The following is a 13,866-nucleotide window of genomic DNA, read 5'->3' as shown; positions in this document are numbered from 1 at the left end:
AAGGAGGCTGTTTACATGTTTGAGAAAGAGAAAGAAGGGCTTATTGAAGTTCAAAACGTATATGAAATTGCACCAGAAGATGGAACAATTATTGGTATGGCAACGGAAGAAGAAATGGAAATTGCTGCTGAACTAGAGTTACAGTACTATGCTCATTCTCGTTTGTTAGAAGCAAATATTCAGTTAGACGGTTCCTCCTACAAAGAGTTACTTCAGGAGTTCCAGGAGTACGAAAGAAAATCAATGAGCTTTTGGCGAGCGATACATAAACGTTTAGCTGTGCCATGGGCGTGGGTACTACGTATTGATGTTGCGAATGGCCCTATATATGTAAGTAATGGTAGTTCATATTACGAAGAAATCGATGATGAAGAAGATTATGAATAGAAGATAAGTAAGGAAGCAGCTTTAGTTGCTTCCTTTTTTGATTTGTAAGAAATGAATTGCTTCAATAATAATATCTGGTCGATCATTTTCTATACCGTGACTAGCATGTTGGGCAAGAATATAGTGGCTGTTAGTTGAGAGGTGTAATTGTTCATGAATTAGTTCTTGCCACATTGCTTCAAGTTGTGTTGCTTCCTCTTTTGGCATGCCACCATTAGTCAATTGAGTAATAGAATATTGAGGATCTCTACCGATAACGATTAATGGTATTTCTAATGTTTTACATAGCTCTTTTAGTGAGAGAGCACAGTTTTTCCACTCAGATAGTTCAGAAGCTGTCGCTTTATATAATGAGGCGGAGGTAGAGAATTCAATTTGCTGTTTTGATTGATTGGCGAGCATAGATTTTAGTTCATTATAAAGTGTGTCTACATCCATTTTGGAATACATATTATATTTTTGAAACCAAACATCATCAGAATCAGTTTGATCAGAAATTGGTAAATGAAGTTCATCTAAACGGTGTAAGTTCATCGAAGTAGAATCAACTAAAATAAGTGCTTGCAGCTTATCTTCATGTAACATCGCAAAATGTTGTGCACATAATCCTCCGTAGGAATGACCGATTAGAATAAATGGCTCTTGAATAGCTAGTTTGTTTAGTAACATATGTAGCTCTTTTGTAACTTGCCTTATTGTACGCGGCTGATGGCCTACATCACTTTTTCCGTAACCTGGGCGATGGTATGAAACGACTGTAAAGTACTCTGAAAGCTTTTCTATAATAGGAAACCAATCATAAAATGAGCAACTCATTCCGGTTTGAATGACTACAGTTTGTTTACCACTTCCTTTTATATGTACTTCTATATTTTGCCCCATTATTTCTACAAATTTATGAATGTTAATTCCTCCTAAGCTTGAAATAATTTTTGACAAGCAAAAACGATACACCAAACACCTATACCGAGTAGGACAGATGTACTAAGTGTAAATGAATTTTTTAAACCAATATAGACGATAAATAATAGTAGTGCTGATGCGGGGAATCCATATAATACCCCTAAAGCAAATTGACTTAATTCTTGTTTATTCCCGCCTTCGAATGAAATCCAAAATAGACTAAGTAAACTAACGAGTGGAAGGGCAGCAATAAAGCCACCTATCGTACTGAAATGTTTAGCAACTTCAGTGATAACGCCGATAATAAGTGCCGAAACGATTACTTTAACGAGGAAATGCATATTTTGCCTCCTTCGCTAATAACGAAAATGCTTTTTCAATTAATTGTTGTTCTTCTTTTGATAACTGTGATTCTAATATTTTTATCTTTTCTTTATCCAGTAAAGTATGTTTTTCTAATACTTCAATCCCTTCAATTGTTAATGTAAGGTTTACCACTCTTTCATCTTGTTTATTTCTCTCTTTAACGATGAAGCCCTTTTGAATAAGGCGCTTTATGTGTTCAGACGCTGTGTTATGAGAAAGACTAAGCTCAGTAGCGACTTTTCCAATTGTTATATCTTTCTCACGAGAAACGATTTGTAAAATACGAATTGCTTGGTGGGAAAGGTTGTCCTCGTATTCGTATCGTAAGTGATAATAAATGCTCTCCCAATGTTGATTAATGTTGTTCATAATAATAAATCCCCTTTTTATATCGTATAGTAAGATATATTCGTTATTTTAGAAATAAAATCCTTTTATTTGGATAAAAAATGTTGAAAAAGTTTATTTTTATTGAAATATAAGGTAATCTATGTGTAAAGGTATACATTTAGCAAGAGAGAGGATGATAGCTGTGAATACATTCAAATGGATTAGTCATGAACAGATGTATGTAGATGAAATACATGTTGAAAAATGTGGTCCTCTTTCAGTCGGCGTATATGGGGGGAATCAAGAGAGTGATGCATATGAACGAGGAGATGCGGTGCTTGCTTGGTGGGATCCTGAATTACAATTTGAATTTGTTATGATTTTTGATACACATCACAAAACAAAAAATATAGATTATATAATAGAAGCGATTTCGGCAAGAAAAGAAAAACTAAAAGAGTTATTCTCATATCCAATACATTTAGCTTTTCATCATACACATATGTACTTATTAGCGTTATTTACAGATGAGTTATTTATTAAAAAATGTGATCAAGATGATGAGGAACTCGCTTGCTTAATTTGTTTACGAAAAGGCGAATTTTTATATTGGTTATCAGTTGGTGATTGTTTCGCGTATTTATTCCATTCTGAGAAAACGAAAAATGGAAAAGGACGATTAAATAAACGGAAAAATTACGAATATATTGGTAGGAAAAATATTTTTGCAGCAAATACACCTTGCTTTACGTCAGGTGTAAGAGGATTAGAAAAAGGAATGAATCACATTGTAATGGCAACAGATGGTATTTTAGAGTGTGACAAACGAAGGTTTGATGATGATCAATCTTTAGTAGAAATATTACACGACGGAAGTTGCTTGCAGATTGAGCCCGTATTAACAAATGTATTGCAGTGGAAAGGTAGAGATTGTGCCACGATTATTGGATGGTCTATTGATACTGATAATAAACAATGTGCTAATTAATATAAAAGGAGTTCAAGGTTTTTATCCTTGAACTCTTTTTTGTTAAGCAATATGAATATGATATGTTTTCAACCATTCATTTACTTGTAGCATATACTCCATGGCACTTCTTGCCTCAAAATTGTTAATCTCTTTATTACTTTGATCAGCAATTGAAAGTAAGATGGAATGGTTAATAAGTGAGAAAATAGGATTGTTTTTATTGCTACACATATCAAGTGTTAAATTACGGATTGTTTTTAAGTAGTGTGGATCTTGTGAAGTTGGATAAGCGCTTTTTCTTCTATTGCGTACATCGTCAGGTAAAGCTGGATGTAGTGCTCTACGTAAAATGCCTTTTTCAATATTATCAATACTTTTTATGTTGAAAGGAACATTCCATAAATATTCAACTAATCTATAATCGCAAAACGGTACACGAACTTCAAAACCAACAGCCATACTCATACGATCTTTACGGTCAAGTAAGAAAGGAAGGAATCTCGTTAAAAATAAATAAAACATTTGGCGTTGTTTCGCGGATTTTTTACTTTCCCCTTCAAGAGTAGGTACTTCATGAACAGCTTCATGGAATCTTTTATTGATATAATGTTCAGGATTACATTGCTTTGTTACTTCGTTTAATAATAGAGAAGATGTGTTTTTCCAGTTTGTTAACCATGGAAACTTATCTACATACAGTAGTTCTTCTTGATGAAACCAAGGATATCCCCCGAATACTTCATCAGCCGATTCACCAGATAAAGCTACGGTTGCATCTTTTTTCATTTCGCAAAATAGTAAATATAGTGAAGTTTCCATTTCGCCTGCACTTGGCAAATCTTTCGCATGGAGGGGAACGAATAAGTGATTTGCTAATTCTTCAGCATTCACAATAATGTCATGATGCGATGTCCCTACATGTTCGGAAACACGTTTTACCCAAGGAGCGTCTAAGCCAGTGCGAGCAAATGTCAGCTCGAAATCTTTGGCGCTATTTAAAAAGTCGATTGAATACGTGTGAAGTGTTTCGTGCTCCTCTGCAAATTCTTTACCTGCAAGTGCAGTAATACCGCTAGAGTCTAATCCGCCTGATAACATACAAACGAGAGGAACATCGGCAATTAATTGTCTTTTTACTGTATCTTGTAAAATAGATAAAATATGCGAAGATGTATCTTCTATAGAGTCTGTATGGATCTTACTTTCTAAATTCCAATACTTCGTAACTACTTTTTTATGACGTGTAAATGTTATAGAATGTCCAGCACGTACTTCTTGAATATGCTTAAACACACCACATCCTGGAGTGCGAAATAAGCCTAATCCAAATATTTCATTTATTCCATCCGCATCAATTTCAGCAGGGACAGATGGATGCGCTAATAATGCTTTAATTTCAGAGCCGAAAATAATACTGCCATTTCTTTCTGTAAAAAAGAGCGGTTTTACACCTAAATGATCTCGTGCTAAAAACAATTGTTGCTTCTGTTCATCCCATAATGCAAAAGCGAAAATTCCGTTTAAATGTCGTACGCAGTCTTCTTTCCATTCTAAATAAGCATGTAGTAATACTTCTGTATCTGAATGGGTTTCAAATGTATGACCACATTTTTGAAGTTGCTCTCTCAGTTCACGGAAATTATAAATTTCTCCATTATAAGTAAGAGCATACGTATAATCACCAGCACGAAATGTCTGCGGCTGCGTCCCGCCTTCTGGATCAATAACAATTAAACGTCGGTGTGCAAAGGCCGCGCGAGGTGAAAACCAAAATCCTTCAGCATCAGGACCACGATGCTGGATACTATTTGCCATCTTTTCTAAAATAACATGTTCATTGGAGAGATCCTTATTCCAATTTACCCAACCTGTAATTCCACACATACACATCTCATCTCCTAATTTAAAAAATATATTAATGAAATAAAATGTACACCAAATTAAAGAATGACTATATAAATAGTGTACTACATGAATTAAATTGTAGACTTGAGAAAATTTTCTTTGAACGCATAGTCATGTGAGACAATGGCTAAGGGGAAGTATTCCATTACATACAAAAAATAAAAAAGATGAGAGAAAAAATTTCTTCAGACGTTATATAGGGTGTAAAAGCTTTTACAAAACAATAAGGGGAATCGCTACATGAAATCAAATGAGAAAAATTTTATAAAAAGATTACAGCGGCAAAAAGAAGGCGCGTTAGAATTTGTTGTCGATACATACTTACCACTCATAAAGGGGATCACGCATAAAGTTCTACTTCCAATTCAAAATGATGGACTCATAGAGGAATGTATAAACGATATATTTCTTTCCATTTGGAATAACGCAAATAAATTCCATGGAGAGCCGAGTGATTTTAAAAAGTGGATTGCAGCGATTGCAAAGTTTAAAGCAATTGATTATTACCGAAAAGCGACTAAAAAAGTAGAAATTATTTCAGATGAGTTTCATATCAGTACAGAAAAATCAGCAGAAGACGAATTAATCGTTATGGAAGATAGGGAAGAATTATTGAAGCTCATTAATCAATTAGAACCGTTAGATCAAAAGGTATTCATTATGAAATATTTACTTGGTATGAAGACAGAGGAAATAGGTGACAAGTTAGGATTAACTCGGGCAGCAATTGATAATCGAGTGTACCGGGGGAAAAAGAAACTACAACAAAATGCTACGAAAATTAGTTTTGGAGGTAGTGCAATATGAAAGACATTTATGAACTATTAAATGATATTGATATAGATGAAAAAGAACTAGAGGAAATTGAGGCTTCTGAAATTGAAAAAGAAAAAGTGAAGCGTAATGTAAAACAATCGATACGTACGAAGAAAAAGATGAAAAGTTGGAAAAAAGGTGTCGCTGCTGCATCTATTTTAGTAGGATTATCAGTTGCAACACTTGGTATTGGTTTTCCAACCTATGCTGGAGGTCTTCCTATAGTAGGAGATATATTCCGATTTTTAGATAATGGTAGAACAGGGCTACATGAAAATTATAAAGAGTTTTCGACTGAATTGAATATGACGAGAGAGAGTAATGGGGTTAAGGTTACAATTAATGATGCTGTGTTTGATGGGAGAACTGTAACGATAACGTATTCTATCGAAAGTGAAAAAGATTTAGGAGAGCATCCGAGCATATTTGGTTCCCCGCAAGTAAGCATGTCTAATGGTGCGGCTGGAAGTTCTAAAACTACGAAAGTAGGAGATAAAAAATATGTAGGTATGACTACAACAAGTGATCTTGGTAGTAAAAGAATGGACGTTGCAAATGTTAGATGGAATATGGAATCAATTAATATGTACGAAGAAAAAAAATCAATAAAAGGGAATTGGAATTTTGCTCTTACTTTAAAGGCGATGGATAGTAAGGATATAAAAGTTAATGGGATTTCCGAAAAAGAAGGTATAAAAGTAAATATAGACAAAATGGAAGTAACACCTATGTCATTTATCGTTTTTTATAATCAGGAAGAATCTAAGGCATTAAGGCGCATATGGGATAGTGCAGATGTTGAGCTAGAAATAAAAGATGATTTAGGAAATCAATACGCTGGTGAAGGAAATGGCGGAACGGGTACAGTAGCAGAACCACATAAAAGTAGTTGGAGTACTACATTCCAAAAATTGAATAAAAATGCTACAAAGCTTATCGTTACGCCTCATGTGAATTTGCGAGTGCATACACCTGAAAATCATGGTGGAGTGGAGTATGTGAATGGAAAAGAGAAGAAAATTGAAGTGCCGAAAAAAGAAGCGAAGAGTAAAGATATTGTTCTAGATGATATCGTAATTGATTTAAAGAAATAGAAGAGAGACTGCCTAAAAACATTAGGCAGTCTCTCTTTTCGCTAAAAACTAGTTACGAGTAACGCATGTGGATGCTGCGTTTTATACTCATCTTTCCACGGAATGTTTAGTTGTTCCCACGATTCGCCGCTATCATTGGATTGAAACACGCCGTTGTTATTTAACGTGTAAAACGTATGTGGTTCTGCCTTGTTTGTCGCAAACATCGAAATGACTGTACCGATTGCGGATGGTAGTCCTTGTTGTACTTGCTGGAAAGGAGTATCTTTCGTTTTTCGATAAATATAAGATTCATAAGGAATATGGTGATGAGCGAGATCAGCACTCGGTGCAGCTGAAACGAGAATCGTATTGCAATCAGCGGGATCGATAGCCATGCTGTATAAATAATGATGTTCAAGTCCTTCACTGCATGAGATCCAGCTGTTTCCATTGTTATAACTTTCAAGATATGCACGATCAGGTCCGCCCATAAATCCGTCACCACATGATGCATAAAGGCGATTTGGTGCTTCAGGGTGCATAAGTAATTGATGAGCATCGATAGGGGCACCGAATTTTTTATCGATCCATGTATGCCCTTTATCATTACTTTGAATAACAGCACCAGCTTCGATTGAAACGTGTATTGTATTAGGGTTGTTTGGATCAACTGTAATCCAGCGTACGTGATGGGTAAAAGGTCTAGGCGGAAATGCCCACGTATAAGAAGATAATAATGATTTCATATTTTTAAGTTCAGTCCACGTTTCACCACCATTTTCAGAGCGGAATAAAGCGCTCGGTTCTGTGCCAACATAAACGACACCATATCCGTTAACTTGTTCATTTGAGCTTATTGTTATGGAAGTGATAGAGGAGTGCAAAATACCATCTTCTTTAGGAAAATCAAAGTAACGATAAGAATCTCCAATTGGTCTCCATGAATCCCCGCTATCGTCACTTAACCATAGACCTCGTCCAAATGTTCCGCAATATACACGATTTTTTTGAAATGGATCAACAGCGATACAGGTAGGTTGCATATTTTGTAAGTGGTAAGTCGTTTCATAGTCATCATATTGTTCTTTCACTACAACAAGTTCACGTTCCATACAGAGAAATAAACGTTTCATTTTAGTAACCTCCTTAAAAATTCTTTCATTAGTAAACAATATGAAAATAAAAAAGAAGTAGTCTTGTTTTATTTGAGAAAAAGGGATTGTTTAAAAAGAAGCGAAGTGTGTATACAGAGGAAGCGGGCGTTTACAATCAGTCAATTCGGGATAAAGATGGGGAGTTTGTTTCATACTAACATACAGATATTGTACTTAAAGGAGTATTCGTATGGGACATTCGCATGATCATGGTCATTCAAAAAATAAAAAGGCGTTACTAATTGCCTTCCTACTAACAACAAGTTTTATGATTGCAGAAGTTGTTGGTGGATTTGTAACAAATAGCTTAGCACTATTATCTGACGCGGGGCATATGTTAAGTGATGCGGTATCTTTAGCCTTAAGTTTACTTGCGTTTAAGCTCGGAGAAAAAACAGCAACAACTGCGAAAACATATGGATATAAGCGAGTCGAAATGTTAGCAGCATTATGTAACGGTGTCGTTCTTATTGTCATTTCGGTATACATTTTTATTGAAGCAATCCGCCGTTTTAAAGAACCAGTTGAGATTGCTAGTAATGGGATGCTCATTATTGCTGTACTTGGTCTGCTTATTAATATTTTATCAGCTTGGATATTAATGAGAGGCGGAGATGTGAAGGGGAACTTGAATTTAAGAAGTGCTTTCCTCCACGTATTAGGCGATCTATTAGGATCAGTCGGAGCGATTATTGCAGCGCTATGTATTAAATTTTTCGGATGGACGGTTGCTGATGCGATTGCTAGTATTCTTGTGTCTATTTTAGTCATTATTAGTGGATGGCGTGTAACACGTGATACCGTCCATATATTAATGGAAGGTGCACCCCAGCACATAAATGTTGAAGAGGTAAAAAGTACATTATTAAATATTACGGTTGTAAAAGAAGTTCATGATTTGCACATATGGTCTGTCACATCTGATTTTCAAGTATTAACTTGCCATTTGATTATTAAAGGTGATGAAACGCAAAATGTATTAAAAGAGGCTACGGATGTATTAAAGGAGAAGTTTCATGTAGAACATGTCACCATTCAAGTAGAAATAGATGGTGAATTTAATCATAGTGAGACAACCTGCAAAGTATGAAAGAAAAAGGATAAGAAAATGTGTCATAACATTTTTCGCACGGCATACATATATATAATGTGGCCACAAATACTTTGCCAGGTAAATATTTCATGAAATTACTTTACTTATAAAGAGTCATCTTTTATAATCAAAAGTGGTAATTGATAAAGATTATCATTTTCAATGATCGTGGAAAGGAGTTTTTTTAAAGATGAGTAGTCAACTCCGTTTTGCTGTTGAAAATCGTAAGAGGCATTTAATTGATGAGTTAATTGGAGCAGGTGTGTTTAAAATTCGTGACCGACAATTATACGAGCTGTCTTTAGAGGAATTAGAAAAAGAGTATGAAGATATTGAGGATTACGCAAATATTCAGGCATAGCACATAGATTAGTAAATAAGGAGCTGGTTACACTTTTGTGTAGCCAGCTTTATTATTTCATAGAAATCATTTTTTATATTTCTTTCATGGGACGGAGCCAGTTTTGAGACATCATTTGTTCCATTTGTTCCATTTGTTTTTCATCTTGTTTTTGTAGCGCTTGAATAATAGGGTGCTGTTCTTTAGAGGTTGTTTTTGTTAGCAGGATATCAAGAAGAAACGTTTGTTGGAGATAAAAATAAATTAGTGAAGCTTTCAGGAGCATTTTCTTATATAGTCGGAGTTGCTACTATAATATTACCGCTTGGCTTAGAAAAAATAGGTGATGTAGTTGGTAACATATATACTATATTAATTGTTTTAGGTACAGTTGTATTTATAATTAAAGCAAACCTATTAAATAAGAGTGCTATAAAATAAAAAGGCTTCATTCTACTGAAGCCTTTTATTAATTATTATGAAGTATAAGTAAAAGCCGGAATAGGATCAATAAATGTATTCCACTTTTGTTCCATTTCCTTTTCTGTTAATAGACAATCATCTAATGATTGTTCAATCACAGAACGATTCATATCAATACCGATAAATACGAGCTCAGTTATTCGATCTCCATATCGCTCGTCCCAGTTTTTTAATACTTCTGGTTCTTCTGCAATCATTTGATTTCTTTCAGTTTCAGGTAATGCGGCTATCCATTCACCGGCTCCTTGAATTGTAATAGAGGAACCTGCTTGAGATAGAAGCCCTATCATATTATTACGAGATGCGAGCCAGAAGAATCCTTTCGCTCTTACAACATCTAAAGGCCATTTTTCTAGCCAATTCATAAGGCGCTCGGGATGGAAAGGATATTTGCGACGGTAAACAAAGGAATTGATACCGTATTCTTCCGTTTCCGGTGTATGATGTTCACTATTTAATTCTTGTATCCAGCCGGCCGATTGACTGGCTTCTTCATAATTAAATAGATTTGTGTTTAAAATTTCTTGTAATGGTACTTTGCTAAACGAAGATTTAAGAACTTTTGCATTAGGATTTAATTTTTTTAGTAAATGATGAAGCTCTATCACATCTTCTTTTTCTAGCAAATCTATTTTATTAAGAATAATTACGTTTGCAAACTCAATTTGATCTATTAATAAATCAATAACTTCCCGGGTATCATTCTCATCGATTGCTTGTTTTCGCTCTAATAAACTTTCTCCATCTGCAAAATCATCCCAAAACCTATTTGCATCTACAACTGTAACCATCGTATCGAGGCGACAATTTCTCGTTAAATCAATGTTAAGAACTTCGTCTGTATAAGTAAACGTTTGAGCAACTGGAATAGGCTCACTTATACCAGAAGATTCAATAATAATATAGTCAATATCACCATTTTCAACAAGACGATCCACTTCTATCATTAAATCTTCTCGTAGTGTACAGCAGATGCAACCATTTTGAATTTCTACTAATTTCTCTTCCGTACGTGAAAAACCAGCCTTTTTTATAAGAGATGCATCAATGTTTACTTCGCTCATATCATTAACGATAACAGCTACTTTTAAGTTGTTCTTATTAGTCAAAATGTGATGTAGTAAGGTAGTTTTTCCAGATCCTAAAAACCCACTTAATACAGTGATAGGTACTTTTTTCATGAAATGATCTCCCCTTTAAATCGTAATGATTACGTTTTATATTAAACGATGGAAAAAGAAAAATCAATAATAAATCATAATGATTACGATTTGAGAATAGAAATAGACTATAAAATTTGTGCTGTAGTATGAAGCATTTGGACAAGCACATGTTTACATATAAATAAAATGGAGGCGAGAAGCTTGGTCTTTAATAGAGTTTCAAAAGAATTAGTAGGCATAGCTCTTATCGCTATGTTTCTCTTTTTATTATTTTTTGTAGATTTTACAAGTCTAGCAAATTTGCACAAAAATATACCACAGGAATGGTTGAATGTGAATACAGTATTTTTAAGTATCATTTTTGAAGCAATACCCTTTATTTTATTAGGGGTAATTGTTTCTTCATTTATTCAAGTGTTTGTGACGGAAGATATGATTCAAAAAGTAATGCCGAAATCTCCGATTGTTGCAATGATTCCAGCAGTATTTGTGGGAGTTCTTTTTCCAATGTGTGAATGTGTCATTATACCAATTGTAAGAAGGCTCATTCAAAAGGGGTTACCACTTCATGTAGGCATTGTTATTTTACTGAGTGCACCCATTATGAATCCAGTCGTTTTTTTATCTACTGTATATGCGTTTCAAAAAAATGATTATGTTGTATATGCACGCTTTGGGATAACAATTTTAGTTGCTCTATTCATAGGTCTAATTGTGTATTATTGCTATCGCCAAAGAAATGTTTTAAAAGACGTAGAGGTTTCAGTTCAAACAAGCAAAAAAAAGAGTTGGAAGGATGTTATGAATCACACTGTAGATGAGTTTTTTGATACTGGTAAGTATTTATTGATTGGTGCTTTTTTAGCAAGTGTATTTCAAACGTTTTTTGATCGGAATGTACTGGATGCAGTAGCACATAACGAAGTAATTGCCCCCTTTATTATGATGGGATTTGGTTATGTTTTATCAATTTGCTCTGCAGCCGATGCTTTTATAGCGGCATCTTTTGGACATGTTTTCTCAGTAAAGGCACTTCTCGCATTTCTTGTGTTTGGGCCGATGCTTGATATGAAAAATACGTTAATGCTATTTGCATATTTTCAAAAGAAATTTGTATTCTTTTTAATGGGAATTGTCATTGTATCTGTGTATACCATCCTGCAAATTATAATGTTATAGGAGGTGAGAAAGAATGGAGAAAGAGGAGCAGAAGGCATATCATCGCTATATTCGTGGCATTATTTTAATTGGTTTAGCAATGCTCTTATTTAAACTACTTGTAACAGGGAATATTTATAATTTTATCGCTCCAAAAATGATTAAATTTACGTATATAGCTTTTGTAGTGATTTTACTTCTTGGTTCTTTACAAGTTTGGAGAGATGGGGGAGAAAAAGAGGATGATTGTAATTGTTGTAAGCATCATACAGCATTAAAATCAGGGATGAAAAGTTTCTTTGTATATGTTTTATTTGTTGTTCCGATTATTAGTGCTTTTCTATTTGGAAATGTAACAATTGATGGAAGTTTAGCAGGAAAAAGGGGTATGAATCAAAGTGTACAGGCGAGAAGTATGGAAGGGAACGAAAAAGAGGGGAAACAGGATGATTTTGATGGGCGAGAGGTATTCGATGATCCAGATGAAACATCAAATTTATCAACGACTTATGAAACGGAAGAGCAAGTAGTAAAAAGTATGTTAGGACAGCATAAACTACAAGTAGAGGATAAGGATTATGTTCAAACAATGAGTATAATTGGTCAAGATGTAAAAGGGTTTAAAGGGAAAGAAATTATATTCTCAGGGTTTATATATAATGATAAGGATGTGACGGGTAATAAAGCAGTAGTGGCTCGATATGGCATAACTTGTTGTATTGCGGATGCATCAGTCTGGGGGATGATTGTTACCGGGAAAAACGTTGGGAAAATTCCAAAAGAAACATGGGTGAAAATAACAGGATTATTAGATGAAACGACATATAAAGGAACAGTCTTTCCACTTGTAAAAGTAAACAAAATCGAGAAAATTGATAAGCCAACTGAACCATATGTATATGACGCTTTACCTCAATAGAAAAGAATAAATTCTTCATATTTTCATGAAATAGAATCATAATCATGGCGATAAAAAAATAAAGATAAGAGTAATTTGGTTTGTTAAAAATATGTGCAGAAGGAGTTATGCGATGAACTGGGTTACTCATAAACCATCATTTGAATTTGAAACATTTAGTCCTATTATTCGGTCACAATCTGCGTGGAGTGGACATTTAGATTTTGCATATGACTTAGTAAGATTTGAAAAACCAGAAACTTTAGTTGAGTTAGGTACACATCTAGGTGCTTCTTTCTTCAGTTTTTGTCAGGGAGTAAAAGATGGAGGGTTATCGACTAAATGCTTTGCAGTAGATACTTGGGCTGGAGATGGGCATACAGGTCCATATGGAGAAGGGGTTTTTCAAATAGTAGAAAAAGTAGTGAGCGATAACTACCTTAATATAGGAAATTTAATTCGATCTACTTTTGATGATGCTGTAGACCAGTTTCAAGATGAAACGATAAATCTTTTGCATATTGATGGCTATCATACGTATGAAGCTGTTTCTCACGATTATAACACATGGCTACCGAAAGTCGCGAAAAACGGTATTGTATTATTTCATGATATTGAAGTTAGAAGTGGTGATTTCGGCGTATATCAGTTTTGGGATGAGGTAAAAGCGAAGTACCCTCATTTTCAATTTGCGCATTCATATGGACTGGGAGTGTTATTTCCGAAGGGTTGTAGTGATAAGTTTGAGGAAATACTTAAAAATAAAGAAGAAATACAAAATATGTATAAATAAAGATAGGGCATGCATCATTTTAATGATGTGT

General features: G+C 34.5%; 16 protein-coding genes and 1 pseudogene. 10 read left to right on the top strand and 7 right to left on the bottom strand.

The window, feature by feature from the left end:
* Window positions 1-15 precede the first annotated feature (15 nt).
* The gene (locus N2V92_RS26305) at window positions 16-387 is read left to right on the top strand and encodes a hypothetical protein (protein WP_000461779.1); all 372 of its coding nucleotides are present in this window, start codon (window positions 16-18) and stop codon (window positions 385-387) included.
* A 21-nt stretch (window positions 388-408) separates the two neighbouring features.
* Here N2V92_RS26305 and N2V92_RS26300 read toward each other — a convergent pair whose 3' ends face one another.
* Genes N2V92_RS26300 through N2V92_RS26290 form a run of 3 tightly spaced genes read right to left on the bottom strand, consistent with a single transcriptional unit; the run spans window position 409 to window position 2,025 of the window.
* Window positions 409-1,341, bottom strand: coding sequence for an alpha/beta fold hydrolase (locus tag N2V92_RS26300; protein ID WP_002083200.1), 933 nt, complete (start codon window positions 1,339-1,341; stop codon window positions 409-411).
* Window positions 1,302-1,631 carry a DUF3147 family protein gene (locus N2V92_RS26295; protein ID WP_000545623.1) on the bottom strand — a complete coding sequence of 110 codons (330 nt, stop codon included), beginning with the start codon at window positions 1,629-1,631 and terminating at the stop codon, window positions 1,302-1,304. The genes N2V92_RS26300 and N2V92_RS26295 overlap by 40 nt, the downstream gene beginning before the upstream one ends.
* The gene (locus N2V92_RS26290) at window positions 1,615-2,025 is read right to left on the bottom strand and encodes a MarR family winged helix-turn-helix transcriptional regulator (RefSeq protein ID WP_001059787.1); all 411 of its coding nucleotides are present in this window, start codon (window positions 2,023-2,025) and stop codon (window positions 1,615-1,617) included. Before N2V92_RS26290 ends, N2V92_RS26295 begins: the two co-directional genes overlap by 17 nt.
* A 121-nt stretch (window positions 2,026-2,146) precedes the next feature.
* Between N2V92_RS26290 and N2V92_RS26285 the strand changes: the two genes are divergently transcribed.
* Window positions 2,147-2,974: a protein phosphatase 2C domain-containing protein gene (locus N2V92_RS26285; protein WP_002083203.1), complete on the top strand. Its 828-nt coding sequence runs from the start codon at window positions 2,147-2,149 to the stop codon at window positions 2,972-2,974.
* A 42-nt stretch (window positions 2,975-3,016) separates the two neighbouring features.
* Here the strand turns inward: N2V92_RS26285 and asnB are convergent, their stop codons facing one another.
* Entirely contained in the window at window positions 3,017-4,840 is a 1,824-nt protein-coding gene (gene asnB, locus N2V92_RS26280) for an asparagine synthase (glutamine-hydrolyzing) (RefSeq protein WP_033668884.1), read from the bottom strand.
* Between the two features lie 261 nt (window positions 4,841-5,101).
* Between asnB and N2V92_RS26275 the strand changes: the two genes are divergently transcribed.
* Both N2V92_RS26275 and N2V92_RS26270 read left to right on the top strand, forming a co-directional pair.
* A complete protein-coding gene (locus N2V92_RS26275) occupies window positions 5,102-5,668 on the top strand; it encodes a sigma-70 family RNA polymerase sigma factor (protein ID WP_000840029.1) in 567 nt (188 codons plus the stop codon).
* A complete protein-coding gene (locus tag N2V92_RS26270; protein ID WP_000653118.1) occupies window positions 5,665-6,771 on the top strand; it encodes a DUF4179 domain-containing protein in 1,107 nt (368 codons plus the stop codon). Before N2V92_RS26275 ends, N2V92_RS26270 begins: the two co-directional genes overlap by 4 nt.
* Before the next feature lie 41 nt (window positions 6,772-6,812).
* Here N2V92_RS26270 and N2V92_RS26265 read toward each other — a convergent pair whose 3' ends face one another.
* Window positions 6,813-7,886 (bottom strand): WD40/YVTN/BNR-like repeat-containing protein, encoded by a 1,074-nt coding sequence (locus N2V92_RS26265; RefSeq protein WP_000825316.1) that lies wholly within the window; start codon window positions 7,884-7,886, stop codon window positions 6,813-6,815.
* 211 nt (window positions 7,887-8,097) lie between these two features.
* On the opposite strand from N2V92_RS26265, the gene N2V92_RS26260 reads away from it, so the two are divergent.
* Complete coding sequence (locus N2V92_RS26260) at window positions 8,098-8,997, top strand: cation diffusion facilitator family transporter (protein ID WP_000510030.1); 900 nt, start codon at window positions 8,098-8,100, stop codon at window positions 8,995-8,997.
* 193 nt (window positions 8,998-9,190) lie between these two features.
* The gene (gene fbpA, locus N2V92_RS26255; RefSeq protein WP_000098300.1) at window positions 9,191-9,361 is read left to right on the top strand and encodes a Fur-regulated basic protein FbpA; all 171 of its coding nucleotides are present in this window, start codon (window positions 9,191-9,193) and stop codon (window positions 9,359-9,361) included.
* Window positions 9,362-9,434: 73 nt separating this feature from the next.
* Here fbpA and N2V92_RS30080 read toward each other — a convergent pair.
* Window positions 9,435-9,542: pseudogene (locus tag N2V92_RS30080) on the bottom strand (GntR family transcriptional regulator); the annotation flags it as partial.
* Between the two features lie 8 nt (window positions 9,543-9,550).
* Between N2V92_RS30080 and N2V92_RS26250 the strand changes: the two are divergent.
* Window positions 9,551-9,781 carry a hypothetical protein gene (locus tag N2V92_RS26250; protein ID WP_102981840.1) on the top strand — a complete coding sequence of 77 codons (231 nt, stop codon included), beginning with the start codon at window positions 9,551-9,553 and terminating at the stop codon, window positions 9,779-9,781.
* 35 nt (window positions 9,782-9,816) lie between these two features.
* On the opposite strand, the gene N2V92_RS26245 is transcribed toward N2V92_RS26250, so the two are convergent.
* Complete coding sequence (locus tag N2V92_RS26245) at window positions 9,817-11,004, bottom strand: GTP-binding protein (RefSeq protein ID WP_016077889.1); 1,188 nt, start codon at window positions 11,002-11,004, stop codon at window positions 9,817-9,819.
* A 168-nt stretch (window positions 11,005-11,172) separates the two neighbouring features.
* On the opposite strand from N2V92_RS26245, the gene N2V92_RS26240 reads away from it, so the two are divergent.
* The 3 genes from N2V92_RS26240 (at window position 11,173) to N2V92_RS26230 (ending at window position 13,835) form a co-directional block, all read left to right on the top strand.
* The gene (locus N2V92_RS26240) at window positions 11,173-12,165 is read left to right on the top strand and encodes a permease (protein ID WP_003277678.1); all 993 of its coding nucleotides are present in this window, start codon (window positions 11,173-11,175) and stop codon (window positions 12,163-12,165) included.
* A 13-nt stretch (window positions 12,166-12,178) separates the two neighbouring features.
* Window positions 12,179-13,063 carry a TIGR03943 family putative permease subunit gene (locus N2V92_RS26235; RefSeq protein ID WP_000409942.1) on the top strand — a complete coding sequence of 295 codons (885 nt, stop codon included), beginning with the start codon at window positions 12,179-12,181 and terminating at the stop codon, window positions 13,061-13,063.
* A 112-nt stretch (window positions 13,064-13,175) separates the two neighbouring features.
* Entirely contained in the window at window positions 13,176-13,835 is a 660-nt protein-coding gene (locus N2V92_RS26230) for a class I SAM-dependent methyltransferase (RefSeq protein WP_001104666.1), read from the top strand.
* The last annotated feature ends 31 nt before the right edge of the window (window positions 13,836-13,866 follow it).

This window comes from Bacillus sp. CH_48, from assembly GCF_038008465.1.
GTDB lineage: Bacteria > Bacillota > Bacilli > Bacillales > Bacillaceae_G > Bacillus_A > Bacillus_A thuringiensis_S.
The sequence above is the reverse complement of the archived record's forward strand: the minus strand, read 5'-3'. Positions and strand labels throughout refer to the sequence as shown.